The sequence below is a fragment of the Corynebacterium meridianum genome (assembly GCF_016342265.1).
GTDB classification, from domain to species: domain Bacteria; phylum Actinomycetota; class Actinomycetes; order Mycobacteriales; family Mycobacteriaceae; genus Corynebacterium; species Corynebacterium meridianum.
Genome location: NZ_JAEIOS010000011.1, coordinates 489,364 through 509,334, shown reverse-complemented (window position 1 = coordinate 509,334; position 19,971 = coordinate 489,364). Strand labels below are relative to the sequence as shown.

The window sequence follows — 19,971 nt, the reverse complement described above, 5'->3', positions numbered from 1 at the left end:
GGCACACTCCAAGGGGCACACACGACGTCATGAGCGGCAGCGCCAATCCGATCGCGGACCTGAACGACTCCCTCCTCGGCTGGGCCTCCCAGACCGAGCTGAAACTTGCACAGGTCCTCGCCGACCGGGACCGGGTCACAGGAACGGGGCTCAAGTCCGATGACATCGAGTGCATCGAACGCTTCTACGGGACCTTCCTCTCCCGCCAGATGTCCGCAGGCGCGACCATCGCCGGTCTCGTCGACGTCACCCCGACCGTCGCCGTGGTCACCCTCGTCGCACGCGCCGCGAGGATGACCGACCGCTCCAGCTTCTTCGACGAGTACCTGCACGGCCTCGGGCTCGCGCCCTCGGACGGTCTCACCGGAGACCTCGCAGACGTCACCGTCAATCTCGTTCGCCGGGTCGGGCTGCAGGTCCCGGACGCCCTCGAAGACCCGGTGCTGTTGCTCGCGACCCACGCCGGCGTCACCGGCAACGAGGTACCCGGGCTGCTGGAACTCCTCGACATCCTCGATGGTGCCGACCGGGAACTCACCGGCCCCGGCATCGTCGACATGCTCGCGGACGGAAGCTACGCGGAGCATCTCCCCACCGACGACGATGATGAGGATCGACCGGTCACGCTCCTGCCGGTCACCGCCGATGTCGCGGCCGCCGCCCCGGAGATCCTCGGCGATGTTCTCGCCGGCGTCATCGAGCTCCGCGAACTCACCCGTACCGATCCACGCGGTTGGCGCGCACTCCTCGCCGGACAGGACGACCGGGGCAGAGGGATCCTGCCCGTGCTGCTGCGCGGTGCGGTCGCCGCTGAACTGAGGGAACGGCCCGTCGGAACCCCTGACCGTGGCTCCGCCGTCGGCGTCGCGACCCGGGAACACACACCACGCGTCATCTTCGACGCACACCGCGGCAAGGTGTGCCTCAGGTTGTCCGAACAGGTGCTGCCCGAGGGGCAGGACGCCGAGGTCCAGTGGCGTGTGTCCGTCGAAGGCACCACCCGGATCTACCGGACAGGACGCAGCTGGGGCGAGACCGGTGGATTCTCGGAGCTGCTCGACCTGCACGTCGAACGCCAGCTCCGTGAGATCACCGTCGCCGACATCACGAATGACACCACCTGGGTCGTCCCGGTCGTCGACTCCGACGACCCGGTGCTGGTGTTCTCCATCAAGGGACAGAACCTCACCGACCTCGCCTCCCTGCACCATCCCGAGCTGATCGTCGTCACCCCGGACGATTCCCGCCTCGTCGACGTGGTCACCGGCGCGGACATCCCCGTCATCTCCTCCGGTGCCGTCGACGGCTGGGCCGGGTGGACCGCCCGCCGGGTCGACACCTCGCAGGTCGCGTCCCTCCAGGTCCTGCGCCCCGGGCAGACCCCCTCACCGATGCACAACGTGCGCTGCGTCGACCCCCGGCAGCGCGTCATGTTCCGCGACCCGGGCGCCCCCGTCGCGGACCTCCGCAGCCTCGGCGGACTGCCCATCCACTCCGCCTCGCTTCTGGCCGAATTCCCGCCGACGGTATCCGGCGCCGAGGAGACCTGGTGGCTGTCCATCTCCGCGTACGCGGGGACGGGACACGCCGGCGATGAGGTCGCCCCCGCCGAACCGCTCATCATCCCCGCCGAGGGCGGCGTCTTCGACATCTTCGACCCCGAGCTCTACGACGCACCGTGGGTGGGGGAGTACCTCGTGCGGCTGCGCGGGCCCCGCAACGAATCCTTCCGCCACGAGTTCGCCATCGTCGAGGGGATCGACGCCACCACCGACATCCACGGTGCCTGCCGGTCCGTCCGCATCCCGGCCACCGGCGGACTCAGCGAGGCCAGCTGCACCATCCGTCCCGGTGACAAGCCCTTCACCGCGAAACCGCGCACCATCCACGTCGCCCCGGACGAGGCCGGCGGCGACGCCGTCATCACCACCGACGAGGGTGACGCGATGCCGTTGCGGTTCACCCCGCCCCGGCTCACCTTCGAGGTACCCCTGACCACCCAGCCCCCGATGTGGCGGACCACCCGGTTCGTCTGCGGTGCCCGCCAGTTCGACGCCGGCGGCGTACTCCGGATCCGCGCCACCGGAGAGCTCGGCGACCCGAAGGTCACCGTCCGCAACCATCACGGCGCACCACTGCGTACCGTGCGGCTCACCGCCGAGGACGGTCGCACCTACACCGCACCCATGGCTCAGCTCGCCGCGTCCACCGCCGTCCTGCCCGGCGGACGGATGGAATTCGAGTGGACCGACCCCCGCAGTGACCGCCGGGTGTCGGTGAACCTCGCGCTCATCGACCCCGCACCCCACGCCACCGGCGTCACCGTCGGGGACGGGCACCTCGTGTTCGAGGGGGTCTCCCGCGACCGCGCTCTGGGGGCGTGGGTGTGGCCCGCCACCGCCCCCTGGGTGTTCGCCCGCACGATTCCCGTCACCGACGGGCGCACCGAACTCCCCACCGATTTCATCGACGCCGGAGAACTCACCGTCCAGCTCCACTCCGCGGACCCGTTCTCCGTACTACGCGCACCGATCGTGCCCGGTACCACCGCACTCACCGCGTCCCAACCGGGGCACTACACCGGCAGCAGCGAACCACTGAACGAACTCTCCGCGTTCCTCTCCGGTGATTCGGAGACCGCGCCCACCGACGCCTCCGTCATGCCGGTGCTCTGGGACTTCCTCGCCGGATTCAGCCCGGATACGGGCGTGACCAGCGATCCGGACAGTGAAGCCGCGGTCGGCGCGGGCCAGCTCCGCAGGGCGGTCAGCACCGCACTCGCCGCGAACCCCGCGGCCGCACTCGCCGGGCTCTCCGCATCCCTCGTCCCCAGCGAAGCACAGCCCGGGAAGGTCGTCGTCTCCGGACTCGTCCACGGGCCGTTCGCCGCACCCGCCGCTGAGCCCGACGCAGACGACGACGGTGACCCGGTGGAGGGTGAGGTCGCGCCCGCGCCCGAAACGCGGGACGCAGCCGTCGCGATCCACCGCACCGCGTGGATCGGCACCCTGGAACTCCTGGCGCAGCTCCCCGCCGTCCATGCCGCGGTCGAAGATGGCGAACCCCGCGCGAGGCTCCGTACACTGCTCGACCGGCTGGCGGAGGTCGCCGGAAAGCGGCTCGTGGAGACCCTGTCCACGGGACGCGACGCCACCCTCGACACCGCGTGCATCGACCAGTCCACCGTCCAGATCGCCCAGATGGACGAGGCCCAGCAGGAATCACTGCTCAAGATGTTCTTCGCCCAGGCCGAGATCGTCCCCGGCCCCATCATGGACGACAGCGCCCGGCTCCTCGCCGTGTTCGAGACATTCAACAAACGCCACGAACTCAACGCCCTGCTCGCCGACCGCGAGATGGTGACCTCCGCCGCAGCCCTGATGAAGGCGATGCGCGGCGCGAACCGGCGCCTGTACTCCTCGGCCCGGGTCCGCTTCGACAAACTCGAGGGCGTGGACACCGACTCCGGCGCGAACACCTGGGCACTCGCCCCCGTCGTCTCCCTCGTGTTCGCGCTCGCCGCCCGGATGCACGCCCACGGGCTGATGGGCAAATCCAAGCTGCTCACCGCGGCGACCCCCGGATGGAGCCGTCTCGCCGACCTCACCCCGGACCTCGTCACCGGCGACCTCATCGCCGCCGAGGCGATGGTCCTCGCCGTCACGAACCCCGGGATCGGGGACTAGGGAGTGGAGGTGATTCCTTTGGATCCGGTCGAACGGCCCGGAGGAATCACATCGACATCGGACATCGGTTGCAGCCTGGGTGGTCAAGCTCCCGGATGGTGTGGGTGAATGGTCCACTACCGCCATCACGATGATCCCCGTGAAATGAACGAGGTCCCGAAAGCGCGGGCGTCCCGGATGTGAAACCATGTACGCATGGACAACCTGCAGAACGTGATGGATCAGTTCGCCACGAACCCGACCTACCAGATCATCGCCGGCATCGTGCTGGTGTCGCTCATCGTCATACTCATCATCGTCTGGGGGCTGAAGCGCAAGAAGGCCAAGACGATCAGCTTCGGTGAGGACACGGAGGCGGAGGAACCGAAGGAGCTCACCCAGGCTGAGAAATCGGGTAACTACACCGCGCAGGGAGGCTTCAATTTCGCCCCCGCGGTCAAGGACAAGGTGGCTGAGCCGGCACCGGTTCAGCGTGGTGGCGCTGTGGCACCGGAGAAGCCCGCCGAGGAGCAGGCGGCGGCTGACCCGACACATCGGGAACCCGCCACTGGTGACCCGGTGAATCAGACGTCTCAGGCCGGGGAACCCGAAAACCGGGTCACCCCAGTTCCGGCTCCGGCGCCCGAAAAGAAGCCCGAACCGGATTCGGAGCCTGCGCCCGAACCCGAGGTCGCGCCGGAACAGAACGTCGACGAACCGCAGCGCACCCCGGCTCCGCCGACCGGTACCGAGTCCGTCCCCGACGCCCGGGCCGTGGAGGAGCACGCCGTTGCGCCGGAGACCCCGGCACAGGCCCCTCAGCACGGTGAGTCCGTGACCCCGATCCCGGTACCGGTTGAGCAGGAACCCGTCGTGGAGAAGGCCGACGTCGAGGAGGCTGTCTCCCACGACGAGCCGGAGCAGGTCAGCCCGGAGGAGACGACCCCGCAACCCGACCACCGGACAGGTACCGCCGCGTCCGTACCCGCAGGCACCGCGGACGTCGGCGAGGACACGCCTGCCTCCGAACCCGCGGCCCCGATCTTCCGGGATCTCGCCGACGACACCGATGCGGTCGACGCCGACACCTACGCCGCCGAGGACGAGAAAGCCGATGCCACGGAGGAACCGGAGAGCGTCGAGGAAGCCACCGACGACGATCCGCGCGTGATCGAGGCCGCTGCAGCGGCAGAGTCCGCACAGGCCGCCGCCGAGGCCGCGGAGGCCGCGCGCACCGAGACGCCCGCTCCCGCGGAACCTGCGCAGTCGGAGTCCGTGGACGCCGCCACGCAGCGCAACATCGACGAGATCGCCCCTGCGGAGGGCAGGCTCGGCAAGTTGCGGGGAAAGCTGGCCCGGTCGCAGAACGTCATCGGTCAGGGCGTGCTCGGCATCCTCACGGCCGGGGACCTGGACGAGGATGCGTGGGAGGAGATCGAGGACACGCTGCTCATGGCGGACCTCGGCACGCCGACGACGATGCGGGTCGTGGATCAGCTCCGCGAGAAGATCGCCGCGCGCGGTGTGTCCAGCGAGGCGGAGGCCCGCGCCATGCTGCGCGAGACCCTCATCGAGGCCTGTAAGCCAGAACTGGACCGCTCGATCCGCGCGATGCCGGCGGACGGCAAGCCCGCTGTCGTTCTCGTCGTAGGGGTCAACGGTACGGGCAAGACCACCACGACCGGCAAGCTCGCCCGGGTGCTCGTGTCGATGGGGCACAACGTGCTGCTCGGAGCCGCGGACACCTTCCGTGCCGCAGCAGCGGACCAGCTCGAGACCTGGGGGCGCCGGGTCGGCGCGCAGACGGTGCGCGGTAAGGAAGGCGCGGACCCGGCGTCCGTCGCCTTCGACGCCGTCGCCCGCGGCGTCGACGAGGGCGTCGATGTTGTGCTCATCGATACCGCCGGCCGTCTGCACACCTCCACCGGCCTGATGGACCAGCTCGGCAAGGTCAAGCGCGTCGTCGAGAAGAAGACCCACGTCGATGAGGTCCTGCTCGTGCTGGACGCCACCGTCGGACAGAACGGCCTGACCCAGGCCCGTATCTTCCGCGACGTCGTCGACATCACCGGGGTGGTTCTGACGAAGCTGGACGGTACCGCCAAGGGCGGCATCGTGTTCCAGGTTCAGGAGGAGCTCGGCGTTCCGGTCAAACTGGTCGGACTCGGTGAGGGCGCGGACCATCTGGCGCCGTTCGAGCCGGAGAGCTTCGTCGACGCCCTGCTCGGCTGACCACCGTTGCCTCAGACGAACGAGAACCGCCCCGGGACAGTCCCGGGGCGGTTTTTGGTGTTCAAGGTGGCCGCCGGTGGTGGCGGAGGTGCCTGCGCCATACTGACCTGGCTACGCCGAACAGGAGACACGCCCTAGCCGAGGAGCTTGAGGAAGGCGCCCATCCACGGGCCGTTGTCGTTCCAGGCCCGCGCGGTGACGAGGTTCCCGGAGGTGACGTCGGCGGCGTCGACGTAGGTGGCGCCGGCGTCGGTGACATCGGGTTCACACATTCCGAATGCCGCGCACTCGCGGCCGTCGAGGACGCCGGCACGCGCGAGTATGAGGGGGCCGTGGCAGGTTGCTGCGACCGGCTTGTCGGCGTCGAAGAACGCGCGGACGATGTTCAGGACGTTTTCGTTGAGCCGGAGGTACTCGGGCGCGCGACCGCCGGGGATGATGAGCCCGGCGTACTCGGCGGGGTCGACGTCGTCGATGGCGACGTCGGCGGGCCACATGTGGGCGAGCTTCTCGGTGTAGGTGTCAAAATCGTCGGCGAAGTCGTGGACGACGAGCTGGATCTTGCGGTCCGTGCTCTGGGCCGCGACGACCGGGGTGTATCCGGCCTCGCGGAGCCGTTCGTAGGGGTAGAGGACCTCGAGGGTCTCTCCGCCGTCGCCGGTGATGATCAGGATCTTCTTGCTCATGGGGTAACCCTACCGGGGCTGGTTCTGCGGGTCGGCCGATTTCCCGGTCCGATGCGCCTCAACGTAGCAGGGGAGGCAGTGACCCGTGGCTGTTTCCGCGGGCTGGGGGTGTGACGGTAAACACCCGTCCGGGGCCACTCGTCGGCGGCCCCGGACGGGTGTACGGGTGTGTTGCGGGCTAGCGCTTCAGCCAGGGGATGAGGTTGGATAGGCCGGCGGGGAGCGTGCCGGAGGTCACCAGGTGGAACAGGCCGCCGAGAACGGCGCCGATCGCTCCGAGGATCGCGATGATCCCGACCGTGGAACCCGCCACGGATCCGGCTGCGGAGGCCCCCGGTGTGGAGCTGCCGGTGGTGTCGGTGCTGCCGGGTCCCGGATCTTCGGTGATCGGTTCGATCCTGAAGACCGAGTCGGCCGTGCCGTAGCTGCCGCTGGTCGGCTTGTTCACCCCGTAGATGTGACCCTTGCCGTCGGTGGTCATGTCGTTGGGGTAGAAACCGACGTCGAGGTTTCCGACGATGTCGAGGGTCTCCGGATCGATGACCGTGGCGGTGCCGCTGACCCGGTTGATCACGAATACACGGTCGTGGACCGCGTCGTAGATGGCGTCGAGCGGAGTGTCACCGGTGACGATGGTGGAGATCACGGAGCCGTCGGCGAGGTCGATGACATCGACGGTGGACGGTCGCTGGTTGGCCACGAAGAGGTGGTTCCGCTTGGTGTCGAGAGCGACGCCACCGCCCTGGGGGTCGTTGTCTCCGGGAAGATCGTAGACTGTGGTCGTGCCGGAGGGGAGGGAGATCCGGGCGGCTTTACCGTTGTTGAACCCGACGGTGTAAAGGGCCTTTTCCTCGGTGTTCAGGAGCAGTTCCATCGCCCCGGAGAACCCGGGGGTAGCGAGGGAGTCCTTCTGGGTGAGGGTGTTTCCGTCGAATACGGCGATGGACTGCTCGGGGGAGACCGGGGTGGAGACGTACGCCAGGCCGGTGGCCTCGTCGACCGCGATCGCGCGCGGGTGGGGAACCGATCCCTTGGGGAACACCTTGAGGAGCTCGCCTGTGACGGTGGAGTACGCGGAGACGGAGTCGTTGAGGCTGTGCGTCACCCAGAGGATGTCGCGGGTGTCGTCGATACCGAGGCCGAAGACCTTGTTCGCGTCCTCGTTGGTGTTTCCGGGTTCACTGACCGGGGTGTAGGTCGCCTCGATCTCGAGGGTGTCGGCGTTGACCTTGTAGATGGAGGTGGGGTCGGCGCCGACGAACTTGGAGCGGGTCACGAACAGTGCGTTCTGTTTCGCCGAGTACTTGACCTGGTAGAGACCGGAACCCAGCTCCTGGGACACGACCGAGAAGCCGTCGGTGTTCTTCAGCGGTGACCGGGGGCCGATCGTCGCGGTGCTGTCGAGGGTGGTCTCCGTGTCCGTTCCAGCGACCCTGACGGTGACCGCGATCTCCTGGCCGAGCAGTGCGGGGTCATCCGGGATGGAGAGATCCGGGATGGTGAGGTTTCCGCTGTCGTCGACGGTCGGGGTCTCTCCTGCGGGGAGGAGACTGAGGTTGTCGTTGCCGATGTGCGTCACGACGGATCCCGGCTTGAGGTTGACCAGACTCACCGCGAGATCGGTGGTCCCGATCGCGGTGTTGGTGACCTCGGGTGCTTCGACGCGGCCGAAGTTCACCAGCGGGTCGAGGTGGCTCTCGGCGCTGACACTGTTCGTTCCGTCGGAGATGGTGATGGTGTGGTCGACGCCGCCGGTCACGGCCGGAGCCATACCGACGACCCGTCCCTTGTAGCTGCCGTCCTCGTTGACGGTGTCGGTGGGGTTGATGTTCAGTCCACCGGCGTGGAATCCGGCGGCTTCACCGTCGATGAGCGCGGTGAGTGTCGCCCCCGGGGTCAGGTTCGTGGCCTCGATCTCGAACACGGCGGCGACGAGGTCGCCGGCCGGGTACGTGAAGGAGTAGTCGACCGTGACGGTGGCCGTGGAGGCCTCGGCCTCGACGGCGATGGCCTGTGGGGCGGTGACCGCGGTGATACCCGCAGAGAGGAGTGCGGCGCTCGTGATCGCTGCGATCGCACGGCGCCCGAGGTGGTGGTTACGTGTGTTGGGCAAGATAGCTCCAGGATCGGTGGGATGGTGCCGGATGGTCATCAAAGAGTGAAGTCGAGCCTCACCTAAGTAGGGCACAAGGTAGCTCTTGTGAACGCTTGCCGCAAGTCTGCGGTCTGAGGTCGGAAAACCTGCGACGGGTACCGCTCCCACGGTGGCCGCATATCGGGGGGTGGAAGGGGTCGGGGGTAAAACCTGTCCAGTTATAGAAAACTAAACCTGTCGGACTATAGTTAGAGCTGTGGTGAAGGGGACGATCATCTTCCCCGTCACACGTGGAGGGTCCCGGAAACCGATGGGGCCCGCGTACGACCAGGAGGCCCACCGTGACCCCAGACATGACCATGGCAGCATCAGGAAACGCCTCGTGGATCCTCATCTCCGCATCTCTCGTCCTACTCATGACGCCGGCACTGTCGCTGTTCTACGGCGGCATGTCGAGTCAGAAATCCGTGCTCAACATGATGATGATGTCCTTCGGCGCGCTCGCCGTGGTCACCGTCATCTACATCCTCGTCGGGTGGTCGATGTCCTACGGCACCCACTCCTTCGGTGGATTCGTGGCCGATCCGTTCGAGTTCTTCGGACTACGGGACTCGATCGTGAGCCCGGACGGCACCTATGTCGTCGGCGCGGCCGGTTACGCCAACGTGATCGACATCGGGTTTCAGCTGACCTTCGCGGTCATCTCCTGCGCCCTGATCTCCGGAGCCCTCGCGGACCGGGTGAAGTTCAACTCCTGGCTGATCTTCATCGGGGTGTGGGTCACCCTCGCCTACTTCCCACTGGCGCACATGGTGTGGGGCGGGGGACTGCTCAGCCACCATGACGGCAGCATTTCCGCCCGGATCTTCGGCACCGTCGTCGAGGAGGGGGAGCGGATCGCACGGATCGCCCCGATCGACTTCGCCGGCGGCACCGTCGTGCACATCTCCGCAGGCACCGCGGCACTGGTCCTCGCAATCATCGTCGGACACCGGCGCACCTTCCTCAAGAGTGTCCAGCGTCCGCACAATCTGCCGATGGTCATGCTCGGCGCCGGGCTGCTCTGGTTCGGCTGGTGCGGATTCAACGGCGGCTCCGCCTTCGCCGCCAACGGAATCGCCGGTCTGGCATGGCTCAACACCACGGCCGCAGCGGCAGCCGGCATCGGTGGCTGGCTCATCGTCGAGCGCATCCGGGATGGCCGCGCCACATCCCTCGGTGCCGCCTCCGGCGTCGTCGCGGGTCTGGTCGCCATCACCCCGGCAGCCGGTGCCCTGACCCCGGTCACCTCCCTGATCCTGGGGGCGGTCGGCGGTGGACTCGCCGCACTGGGCGTTGGACTCAAGTACCGCTTCCGGTTCGACGACTCACTCGACGTCGTCGGTGTCCACCTCGTCGCCGGGCTCTGGGGCACCGTGGGCGTCGGACTGCTCGCCACGGACACCGGATGGTTCACCGGCGGCGGCTGGGCCGGATTCCAGCTCTTCGTCATCCAGATCCTCGTCGCCGTTGCCGCGATGCTGCTCTCCGGGGTGGTCACCGCGGTGATCGCCCTCGCGATCAGGGCCACCATCGGGTGGCGGATCGACCCGGAGGCCGAGCACAACGGCATCGACTTCGCTCTGCACGGGGAATCGGCCTATGAGCAGGCCGGTGGCGCGATCCGCTGATCCGCCGAACCCGAATGTCCCGGGCGGTAGAGTGGCCGGGAGAACCCGCTCCCGGTCCCTCCACATGCTCCCCAGCGATCCCCAGGAGAAACAGATGAAACTCGTCACCGCCATCGTCAAACCCTTCACACTCAACGACATCAAGCAGGCCCTCGAGCAGATCGGTGTGCACGGCATGACCGTCACCGAGACCCAGGGATTCGGACAGCAGAAGGGACACACGGAGGTCTACCGCGGAGCGGAGTACGCCGTCGACTTCGTCCCGAAGATCCGCATCGAGATCGTCACCACCGACGACCGTGCCGAGGAGGCCGTCACCGCGATCGTCGACGCAGCCCGGACGGGCAAGATCGGCGACGGGAAGGTCTGGGTCACCACCGTCGACGAGATCATCCGCGTCCGCACCGGCGAACGCGGCACCGACGCGGTCTGATCCCGTGCAGGACGCTCCCGCGGACACCTCCACCCAGCCCAGTGCCCCCGAACTCCGGGAAGCCGCGTTCACACGGGCGCTGGGCATCATCGCGGACATAGACATCCCCGCGGGATGCGCCCTCGCCGCCACGGGGTCGCTGGCCCGTGGCGAACTCACCCCCCAGTCGGACATCGACCTGATGCTCCTGCACACCGGTCCGGCGCCGGCGGAGGCCGTCGACATCTGGTACCCGGTCTGGGACGCCCACATCCGCCTCGACCACTCCGTCCGCACCCCGGGCGACTGCGTGAACATCGTCGCGGAGGACACCACCGCGGCTCTCGGGCTGCTGGACCTGTGCCACCTCGCGGGCGACGAGGACCTCGTTGCCGCCGCCCGCCGCCGGGTCCTGCAGCAGTGGCGCCGGACCCTGCCGAAACGTTTCAACCACATCACCGACACCGCCATCGACAGGTGGCGCAGGTCCGGATCCGTGGTCGCCATGACCCACCCGGACCTCAAACACGGGCGGGGTGGGCTGCGGGACGGGGAACTCATCGCGGCCCTGGCCCTGGGCAACCTGTGCGACGCCCCGCCGTTGGCTAAACAGCGTGGCCTGCTGCTCGACATCCGCACCCTGCTCCACGACGAGGCCCGCCGCCCGCGGGACGTCCTCGATCCCGAGTTCGCCCACGACATCGCGCTCCGGCTCGGCTATCCCGACCGCTACGAACTTGCCCGTGCCATCGCCCGCGCGGCCCGCGCCACCGATGATGCCCTGACCGATGCCCTGTCCACCGCCCGTTCGATCCTCCCGACACCCGGCGGCATACGCCGTACCCCGCGCCGCCCACTGGACGTCGACGTCGTCGACGGTGGTGGCTACATCACCCTCTCCCGGGACCCGGACATGGAGGATGCCTGCCTTGTTCTGCGCGTCGCGGCCGCCGCCGCCCGAACGGGACTGCCGGTCCCCGACGCGGTCTGGGAACGACTGAAACGGGTTCCCGCGCTCCCGGACCCGTGGCCGGCCCACGCCGCTGACGACTTCGTGGCGCTGCTCGCATCCCCGGAGCACACCGAGACCATTATCGATGGCATGGACAGGCACGGCCTGTGGACCCCGCTCGTCCCTGAATGGTCCCGGATCAGGGGGCTCATGCCGCGCGAACGCAGCCACGTGCACACCATCGACCGGCACCTGATCGCCACGGTGCGCAGATGCGCCGAATCCACCGTCAACGTGCCGCGACCGGATCTGCTTTTGCTCACCGCCCTCATCCACGACATCGGCAAGGGCGCCTCCAGACCCCACTCCCAGGTCGGCGCCGAGATCATCGCCCGGATGACCGCGCGGATGGGCCTCGGCTTCCGGGACCGTTGCTGCGCCCAGACCATCGTCGCCCAACACACCACACTGATGAAGTTCGCTCTGCGCCACGACCCCACCGACCCGGAGACAGTCCGCGCGCTGCTCGACGCCGTCGGTTACGACCTTCTGACCCTCGATCTGCTGCAGCAGCTCACCCGCGCCGATGCGCTGTCGACCGGTCCCGGGGTGTGGACCGCACGCGCGGAGCAGTCCGTAAACCGCCTCGCCGCCGGTGCCCGCCGCGCACTCACAGCGGTCGTCGCGACACGCCCCTTCGTCACCGCACCCACGCCGCTCGGACTGGTGGTACGGGACAATGGGGAGCTCCGGGTGCACTGGCGTGGGGCCTATCAGCGGGAGATCGTCCGGGTACTCGCCCTCATTGCGGCGAAGGGCTGGAATATCCAGGGTTCGCGCATGGTGACCGACGCCTCCGACGGCAGCTGCCGGGCGGAGTTCGACGTCCGGCCCCGTGCGGCGAAACGACCCGGAGATGTCGACGAACACGCCTTCATCCAGGCCTACGCGTCAGGTGTGTTCTCCACGCTCCCGGAGGTCCGTCCGGCGGCCACCGCGACGGCCTGGACCGGTCGGACCCTCGAGGTCCGCACCGTCGACCGCCCTGGGGTTATCGGCGCGGTGATGAGCGTCCTGCCCGAGATCGACTGGATGGAGGCCGCCACACCCGGGGCCACGATGGTCGCCCGCTTTCGACTCCGCGGCGGTACCGCAGACCGCGCCAAGATCGAACGGGACGTCAATCGGGTGCTCAACGCGGCGTAGTCCGGCGCGGCGCGACCGTCACCTGCAGGTAGGGTGCCGTGGTCCGGTGGGCTACCATGGTGAAACTACCAGTGTTGTCGAGCCGCCCAATAAGGGAGTGGAACGTGTTTGAGTCTCTGTCTGACCGGTTGACCGGAGCCCTCAAGGGGCTACGGGGCAAGGGCAAGCTGAGTGAAGCCGACATCGCCGCCACCGCGCGCGAGATCCGGCTCGCCCTCCTCGAGGCCGACGTCTCCCTGCCCGTCGTCCGCGGCTTCGTCAAGCGTATCAAGGAACGCGCCGCCGGTGCGGAGGTCTCCGAGGCCCTCAACCCGGCGCAGCAGGTCATCAAGATCGTCAACGAGGAACTCGTCGGCATCCTCGGCGGGGAGACCCGTCGGCTCCAGCTGGCGAAGACCCCGCCGACCGTGATCATGCTCGCCGGTCTGCAGGGCGCCGGTAAGACCACCCTCGCCGGTAAGCTCGCGCATCATCTCGGCAAGCAGGGGCACACGCCGATGCTCGTCGCCTGCGACCTCCAGCGCCCGGGCGCCGTCCAGCAGCTGCAGATCGTCGCCGAGCGCGCCGGCGTGCCCTGTTTCGCCCCTGACCCCGGTACTACCGTAGATTCCTCCGATCACGAGATGGGCACCTCCCACGGTGATCCCGTTGACGTCGCCCGCCGCGGTATCGAGGAAGCCCGCGCGAAGCAGCACGACGTCGTCATCGTCGATACCGCCGGTCGCCTCGGCATCGACGAGACCCTGATGACGCAGGCCCGCAACATTCGTGATGCCGTCGATCCGGACGAGGTTCTTTTCGTCATCGACGCCATGATCGGTCAGGACGCCGTTCAGACCGCCGAAGCATTCCGCGATGGTGTCGACTTCACCGGTGTCGTGCTCACCAAGCTCGACGGCGACGCCCGCGGTGGTGCCGCACTGTCGATTCGTGAGGTCACCGGCAAGCCCATCATGTTCGCCTCCACGGGCGAGAAGCTCGAGGACTTCGACGTCTTCCACCCCGAGCGTATGGCCAGCCGGATCCTCGGTATGGGCGACATGCTCACCCTCATCGAGCAAGCCGAGTCGATGCTCGACCACTCCAAGGCGGAGGCCACGGCCGCGAAGCTTGGCTCCGGGGAACTCACCCTGGAGGACTTCCTCGACCAGATGCTGATGATCCGCCGGATGGGCCCCATCGGCAACCTGCTGAAGATGCTGCCCGGCGGCAAGCAGATGAACGAGATGGCCGACATGGTCGACGAGAAGCAGCTCGACCGTATTCAGGCCATCATCCGGGGCATGACGCCCGCGGAGCGGGCCAACCCGAAGATCCTCAACGCCTCCCGACGTAAGCGCATTGCCGCTGGTTCCGGTGTCACCGTGTCCGACGTGAATCAGCTCGTCGAGCGCTTTTTCGAAGCGAAGAAGATGATGGGGCAGATGGCCGGCCAGTTCGGTATGCCCGGCATGAGCCGGAAAGCGACGAAGAAGAAGCCCAAGGGCCGCAGGAAGAAGAACGGCAAGCGCAAGCCCCCGAAGAAGGGACCCTCGCAGCCGCAGATGCCGGGCGGTATGCCCGGTGGCATGCCGGGCATGCCCGGGATGGGTGGCGCAGGCATGCCGAGTATGGAGGAGCTGCAGGCGCTGCAGGAGCAGATGGGCGGCGGTGGGAAGCTACCCGGGCTCGGCGGGCTGGGTAAACTCCCTGGAATGCCGAAGATGCCCAAGGGGATGGAGAACATCGACCTCGACAACCTGGACTTCGGGCAGGGCGGGAAGAAGTAGCGCACCGGCCCACCGGGAATCAGAACAGGGTGGTCTGGTCCTCCGGTGCGGGTGGGGAACCGAAGCGGCGTCTCGCGGCGCGTTCGGTCACCCCGAGATGCGTGGCGATCTGTGCCCAGGATGCGCCGGATCTCACCGCACGGCTGACGGACTGCCGCAGTCGCTCGACGGCCTCGACCTCCTCGATACTCGCCCGCTGGACCCGGAGGAGTGCCCGGGCCGTACGTTCACTGGTGTTCATGCCACCCAACCCTGCCAGATATTCGGGTGGACACCGGGGAGACGCGCTCGGCCCGGGCCGGGATCGTTGGATCCTTCCCCGGACAGCTGGTACAATTTTCCAGGTTGTCGAAGCGGCGGAATCCCGTCACTGAGCCATCGGTGAACCGCATCCCGGTTTTCCCGGAGCGACTCGGCGAACTTCCCAGTCTACCTGGTATTTCACCGGCCGTCCACGGCAACGAGCACGAGACTTTCCTGCGTAACACCGTCCCCGACCCCGGTCGGCCGGTGGTCACGCGCAGGTTAAATCCAAGGGTTGAACCGGCCCGCCGATCCGGCGGGTGTCTGTACTGCCCGGTGACCGAACAACAAGAAGGAGCCTCACATGGCCGTCAAGATCAAGCTGCAGCGTCTCGGTAAGATCCGTACCCCGCACTACCGCATCGTCGTCGCCGACGCCCGCACCCGCCGTTCCGGCAAGGTCATCGAGAACATCGGCATCTACGAGCCGAAGTCCGATCCCTCCGTCATCAAGATCGACTCCGAGCGGGCACAGCACTGGCTCTCCGTCGGCGCTCAGCCGACCGAGCCGGTTCTCGCACTGCTCAAGGTGACCGGCGACTGGCAGAAGTTCAAGGGCCTGCCGGGTGCCGAGGGCACTCTGCGCGTCGCCGAGCCGAAGCCCAGCAAGCTGGACCTGTTCAACGCCGCGCTCGCCGAGGCCAACGAGGGCCCCTCCGCCGAGGCCATCACGGAGAAGAAGCGTAAGTCCCGCGCCGAGAAGGAGGAGGCTGCCAAGAAGGCCGCCGCCGACGAGGTCAAGGCCGAGGACGAGGCCGAGGAGAAGGCCGAGGAAGCTGCAGCGGAGTAATTCCGCTCAGGCTCTCCCCGTTCCGCCGTTCCGGCGGAGTCCCGGTAAAAGCCCGCCGCCACCGATTTTCGGTCGCGGCGGGCTTTTTCGTGTCCCGGGCATGCCCGCCGGGGAGATACGCGGCCCGGCGCCGCACATTCGGCGTGGGGAATCCTGAGGTGCAGCGACCAGATACCACCCGATTCACTGTGCAGGGGACTGTCCGGTCTTGCCCTGCCGGGTGACGATACGTGCGGAGCCTTGACCCGCTCAGGCCTTCGGAGCCGTCCACAGGTGCAGAAATAGTTCCGGCGGAGTCGTAGCCTCCGGCCGTTCGAGCTGGCTCTCGAAGCTTCTCCGGGCCTAGAGAAGTACCAGGAGAACCACGGTGATTAGTGCTCCGAGCACCAGTCCGCTCGCAGCACCCTGGATGCGCCCCTTCTTGAGGCCCTTACGATTTCCGTGACCCCATGCCTTGTTTCCCATGATCATCCTCTCACCGTGGTCTCACTGCCCAGTATCTTGCACTAGAGAGCTTCTGCGTGGAAGAGACGTCGTGTCCGGCCCCCGACTCCGTGGGTGCCCGGAGTGCATGGGGTGCAGCAGGCGGCATGACTGTGCCCCGGTACCTTCTCACCGAGGTACCGGGGCACAGTCCATCAGGACCGCCGCAGCGGCGTGGGCTCTAGCGGACGTCGACGAACTTCGCCATGATCCACTTCTTCGCCGCGATCAGCAGGACACCGAGGATGACCGAGCCGACACCGATGACGAGGAAGAAGGTGCGCTCGGAGGAGGGGTCCTCCGGGTGGTAGTGGCCGGCGAGGCTGCCCGCCAGTGCGGTACCGGTCGCGATGGCCATCATCCAGACGGCGAACATCCGTGACGGGTAGGCCTCGGGCGCGAGCTTGGTGGCGAGCGAGTTGCCGATGGGCGACAGGAGGAGCTCCGCCATGGTGAACAGGAACAGGATCCAGACGATGGCATAGACCGGCGTGGAGTTCTCCTCACCCCCGACGAACGGCAGGAAGAAGAACAGTGAGACGCCGATGATGACGTTCGCGACGCCGAACTTCACGGGGCTCGACCACTGGCGGTCACCCAGCTTCGTCCACAGTGTGGCGAAGACGACGGAGAACAGGATGATGAAGGTCGGGTTGATCGACTGCACGAACTCGGGGGCGAGTTCGACACCGAGGACGTTCCGGTCGAGGCGGGTCTCAGCGAAGATCGCGATGACGGTGAACTGCTGCTGGAAGACGCCGAAGAACAGCGATCCTGAGATGAAGATCGGGATGAAACCGATGAGGCGGGACTTCTCGGTGGCGGTGGTCAGCGGAGAGAAGTACATCTGGCACCAGAGCACGACCGCCGAGATGAGCGCCACGACCGTGACGATGTCGGACAGCCACTGGACCTTGACCGTGCCGGTGCCGATGAGCAGTACGCAGACCACGACGATCGCGATGACGCTGCCGAACCACAGCGGGTACTGGCGTTTGGGCAGCGGGTTCGGGACCTCGTGCCCGGCTGCGCCGATGGTTGTCTTCCGCATCAGGATGTATTGGGTGAGCCCGATGGCCATGCCCACCGCGGCGAGGCCGAAGCCCCAGTGGAACCCGTTGGACACCCGCAGCCAGCCGGTGAGGATCGGGCCGGCGAGAGCGCCGATATTGATGCCGAGGTAGAAGATCGAGAAACCGGCGTCACGCCGCGAGTCGGTACGCGAGTAGAGCTGTCCGAGCACCACGGACGCGTTGGTCTTGATGCCACCGGATCCGAGTGCGATGGCTATGAGGCCGATGGCGAGACCGGCGACGCCGGGGAGCACGGAGAGCGAGATGTGTCCCAGCATGACCAGCACAGCTGACCAGAAGAGCGTGCGCTCGGAGCCGAGGAAGCGGTCGGCGACCAGGGCCGCGGCGAGGGAGGCCATGTACACGAGCCCGCCGTACGCACCGATGATGGACGTGGCCTGGGCCTTGTCCATTCCGAGTCCACCCTCGGAAGCGGAGAAGTACATGTAGTACACGAGGATGGCCTGCATGCCGTAGAAGCTGAAGCGCTCCCACATCTCCACCCCGAAGAGGTTGGCCAGCCCCCAGGGCTGACCGAAGAAGGTCTTCTCTCTGGCCGGTTCGCCGACCTGCTGTGAGCTAGTCATGTTCCCCATTATGTGCCTTACGTTGTTCCCCTCACGAGGTGCCCCCTGCTGTGTCACCGCTTACTTCCCCGACATGTGGAGCTGCCGGGAAGATCCCCGCCCGGATCCGCGATCCTCTACGGTGCTGGACGGTGGGCCCGGACACCTGACAGCGGCCGGAGCACAGCCGGGGTCCCCGCCGATGCCGCCGCCGGGAGGATCGGCCGCCGCTTTCAGTGGTCCGGTGGGGTCGGCTGTACGCTGGCCGCATGAACCACCCTCACCCTCAGCGATCTCTGCGCGGCCCACGGCGCGCGTCCCCTCTTCGAGCATCTCGACCTGGTGGTCGCGGACGGACAGCGGTGGGAGCTGACGGGCCCGAACGGCGCCGGGAAATCAATGCTCCTCGCGATCTGTGCCGGAAGGGCTGCCGGAGCGGAGATCACCGGTGAGCGCCTGCTCTCACCGCCCGACGCGACCGTCGGCCTGCTCGAACAGGAGGTGGAGCGCGGGGAGGAGAGCGTCCGCGCCTTCATCGCCCGGCACACCGGTGTAACCGGCGGCCTGGAACGGATGGACGCCCTCGCCTAGGTGCTGTCCACGGGGGACGACGCCACCGGGGACGCCTACAGCGCTGCGCTCCAGGAATGGCTCGATCTCGGGGGAGCTGACTTCGACGAACGCTACGAGCGCGTCGCCGCGCGCCTCGGGCTCGACGTCGCCCCGGATCTTCCCGTGACGGCGCTTTCCGGAGGTCAGGCGGCACGCGCCAATCTGGCCGTGATCCTGCTCGCCGGACACGACATCCTGCTGCTCGATGAGCCGACGAATGATCTTGACCTTGAAGGGCTGGAGATCCTAGAAGCGTTTGTTCTGGCCGATCATCGGCCCATGATGATCGTCAGCCACGACCGCGAGTTCCTCGCCCGCACCGTGACCGGCGTGGTGGAACTGGACTCGGCGCAGCGTCAGATCACCGTCTACAACGGTGGTTGGGAGGCCTTTCTCGTGGAACGTGAGCGGGCGCGGGAGCGGGCCCGCGAGGAATACGAGGAGTACGCCGACAAGGTCGGAGCACTGAAGGACCGGGTCCAGGCCCAGAAGACCTGGTTGGACAAGGGGACGAAGAACGCGATCCGGAAATCCACCGACAACGACAAGCACATCAGGCACCGGGCCGGGCAACGCAGTGAGAAGCAGGCGGGGAAGATCGCCCAGTCCGAACGTGCCCTCGACCGGCTCGAGGAGGTGGAGGAGCCGCGGAAGGAGTGGGTGCTGCAGATGGACATCGCGGCGGCACCCCGCTCCGGGAACGTCGTGTCGACGTTGAACGGTGCCGTGGTCGATCTCGGTGATTTCCGGCTCGGCCCCGTCGATCTCCAGGTCACCTACGGGGACAGGATCCTGATCACCGGTGCCAACGGTTCGGGTAAATCCACGCTGCTCGGGCTGCTCACCGATCCGTCCGCACTCGGGTCCGGTGTCCGCCTCGGGCGCATCGACCAGGCACGCGAGGTGTTCCGCGGTACCGAACCACTCGTCGACGTGTTCGGTGCGGAGGAACCTGATCTCGGGACCGCGGAGCTGCGGACCCTGCTCGCGAAGTTCGGTCTCACCGGTGACCATGTCCACCGTGCCTGCGACTCGCTTTCGCCGGGGGAGCGGACCCGCGCCGCCCTCGCACTGCTGCAGGTGCGCGGAACCAACCTGACCGGCGACTGGCAGAAGTTCAAGGGCCTGCAGGGGCCCAGGGGCATCCTGCGCGTCGCCGAGCCGAAGCCCAGCAAGCTGGACCTGTTCAACGCCGCGCTCGCCGAGGCCAACGAGGGCCCCTCCGTCGAGGCCGTCACGGAGAAGAAGCGCAAATCCCGCGCCGAGAAGGAGGAGGCCGCCAAGAAGGCCGCCGCTGACGAGATCAAGGCCGAGAACGCTGCTGAAGAGGCTGCCGCTGCTGAGGAAACCGCTGCTGAATAGTCAGTCAGTGATGCCGGTTATCCGGTGCACACAATAAACCCCAGGTACGCATGAGCGTCCTGGGGTTTATTGTTGCTTACGTCTTTTGTGCTTCA

Annotated in this window: 12 protein-coding genes and 1 pseudogene; 8 read left to right on the top strand and 5 right to left on the bottom strand. The window is 67.4% G+C overall.

The features are described 5' to 3' along the window. The first annotated feature begins 29 nt into the window (after positions 1-29). The gene (locus JDV75_RS05475) at positions 30-3,686 is read left to right on the top strand and encodes a hypothetical protein (RefSeq protein ID WP_198738210.1); all 3,657 of its coding nucleotides are present in this window, start codon (positions 30-32) and stop codon (positions 3,684-3,686) included. Positions 3,687-3,881: 195 nt separating this feature from the next. After that, positions 3,882-5,897, top strand: a complete 2,016-nt coding sequence (gene ftsY, locus JDV75_RS05470) for a signal recognition particle-docking protein FtsY (protein WP_232958178.1) — start codon at positions 3,882-3,884, stop codon at positions 5,895-5,897. A gap of 134 nt (positions 5,898-6,031) precedes the next feature. Here ftsY and JDV75_RS05465 read toward each other — a convergent pair whose 3' ends face one another. Then, complete coding sequence (locus tag JDV75_RS05465; protein ID WP_198738209.1) at positions 6,032-6,583, bottom strand: DJ-1/PfpI family protein; 552 nt, start codon at positions 6,581-6,583, stop codon at positions 6,032-6,034. Between the two features lie 178 nt (positions 6,584-6,761). Next, complete coding sequence (locus tag JDV75_RS05460) at positions 6,762-8,696, bottom strand: YncE family protein (RefSeq protein ID WP_198738208.1); 1,935 nt, start codon at positions 8,694-8,696, stop codon at positions 6,762-6,764. 323 nt (positions 8,697-9,019) lie between these two features. Here JDV75_RS05460 and JDV75_RS05455 point away from each other — a divergent pair, with 323 nt between their 5' ends. The 4 genes from JDV75_RS05455 (at position 9,020) to ffh (ending at position 14,687) form a co-directional block, all read left to right on the top strand. Then, a complete protein-coding gene (locus JDV75_RS05455) occupies positions 9,020-10,348 on the top strand; it encodes an ammonium transporter (RefSeq protein WP_418884380.1) in 1,329 nt (442 codons plus the stop codon). 94 nt (positions 10,349-10,442) lie between these two features. Then, the gene (locus JDV75_RS05450) at positions 10,443-10,781 is read left to right on the top strand and encodes a P-II family nitrogen regulator (protein WP_198738207.1); all 339 of its coding nucleotides are present in this window, start codon (positions 10,443-10,445) and stop codon (positions 10,779-10,781) included. 4 nt (positions 10,782-10,785) lie between these two features. Continuing rightward, positions 10,786-12,918, top strand: a complete 2,133-nt coding sequence (locus JDV75_RS05445) for a [protein-PII] uridylyltransferase (RefSeq protein WP_198738206.1) — start codon at positions 10,786-10,788, stop codon at positions 12,916-12,918. 104 nt (positions 12,919-13,022) lie between these two features. Next, complete coding sequence (gene ffh, locus JDV75_RS05440; RefSeq protein ID WP_198738205.1) at positions 13,023-14,687, top strand: signal recognition particle protein; 1,665 nt, start codon at positions 13,023-13,025, stop codon at positions 14,685-14,687. Positions 14,688-14,706: 19 nt separating this feature from the next. On the opposite strand, the gene JDV75_RS05435 is transcribed toward ffh, so the two are convergent. Continuing rightward, positions 14,707-14,928 carry a helix-turn-helix domain-containing protein gene (locus JDV75_RS05435; protein WP_198738204.1) on the bottom strand — a complete coding sequence of 74 codons (222 nt, stop codon included), beginning with the start codon at positions 14,926-14,928 and terminating at the stop codon, positions 14,707-14,709. A 366-nt stretch (positions 14,929-15,294) separates the two neighbouring features. Here JDV75_RS05435 and rpsP point away from each other — a divergent pair, with 366 nt between their 5' ends. Further along, positions 15,295-15,780 (top strand): 30S ribosomal protein S16, encoded by a 486-nt coding sequence (rpsP, locus tag JDV75_RS05430; RefSeq protein WP_198736192.1) that lies wholly within the window; start codon positions 15,295-15,297, stop codon positions 15,778-15,780. A 342-nt stretch (positions 15,781-16,122) separates the two neighbouring features. Here rpsP and JDV75_RS12100 read toward each other — a convergent pair whose 3' ends face one another. Both JDV75_RS12100 and JDV75_RS05425 read right to left on the bottom strand, forming a co-directional pair. Continuing rightward, positions 16,123-16,245 (bottom strand): hypothetical protein, encoded by a 123-nt coding sequence (locus JDV75_RS12100; RefSeq protein ID WP_255520502.1) that lies wholly within the window; start codon positions 16,243-16,245, stop codon positions 16,123-16,125. A 199-nt stretch (positions 16,246-16,444) separates the two neighbouring features. Continuing rightward, a complete protein-coding gene (locus JDV75_RS05425; protein ID WP_232958177.1) occupies positions 16,445-17,923 on the bottom strand; it encodes a peptide MFS transporter in 1,479 nt (492 codons plus the stop codon). Positions 17,924-18,178: 255 nt separating this feature from the next. Here JDV75_RS05425 and JDV75_RS05420 point away from each other — a divergent pair. After that, a pseudogene (locus JDV75_RS05420) lies at positions 18,179-19,876 on the top strand (ATP-binding cassette domain-containing protein); the annotation flags it as partial. Positions 19,877-19,971 lie beyond the last annotated feature (95 nt).

Excerpts from the sequence above, each read along its gene's own strand:
- JDV75_RS05475 (WP_198738210.1), top strand. The coding sequence starts at position 30 with ATGAGCGGCAGCGCCAATCCGATCGCGGACCTGAACGACTCCCTCCTC.
- ftsY (WP_232958178.1), top strand. The coding sequence starts at position 3,882 with ATGGACAACCTGCAGAACGTGATGGATCAGTTCGCCACGAACCCGACC.
- JDV75_RS05465 (WP_198738209.1), bottom strand. The coding sequence starts at position 6,583 with ATGAGCAAGAAGATCCTGATCATCACCGGCGACGGCGGAGAGACCCTC.
- JDV75_RS05450 (WP_198738207.1), top strand. The coding sequence starts at position 10,443 with ATGAAACTCGTCACCGCCATCGTCAAACCCTTCACACTCAACGACATC.
- JDV75_RS05435 (WP_198738204.1), bottom strand. The coding sequence starts at position 14,928 with ATGAACACCAGTGAACGTACGGCCCGGGCACTCCTCCGGGTCCAGCGG.
- rpsP (WP_198736192.1), top strand. The coding sequence starts at position 15,295 with ATGGCCGTCAAGATCAAGCTGCAGCGTCTCGGTAAGATCCGTACCCCG.
- JDV75_RS12100 (WP_255520502.1), bottom strand. The coding sequence starts at position 16,245 with ATGGGAAACAAGGCATGGGGTCACGGAAATCGTAAGGGCCTCAAGAAG.
- JDV75_RS05425 (WP_232958177.1), bottom strand. The coding sequence starts at position 17,923 with ATGACTAGCTCACAGCAGGTCGGCGAACCGGCCAGAGAGAAGACCTTC.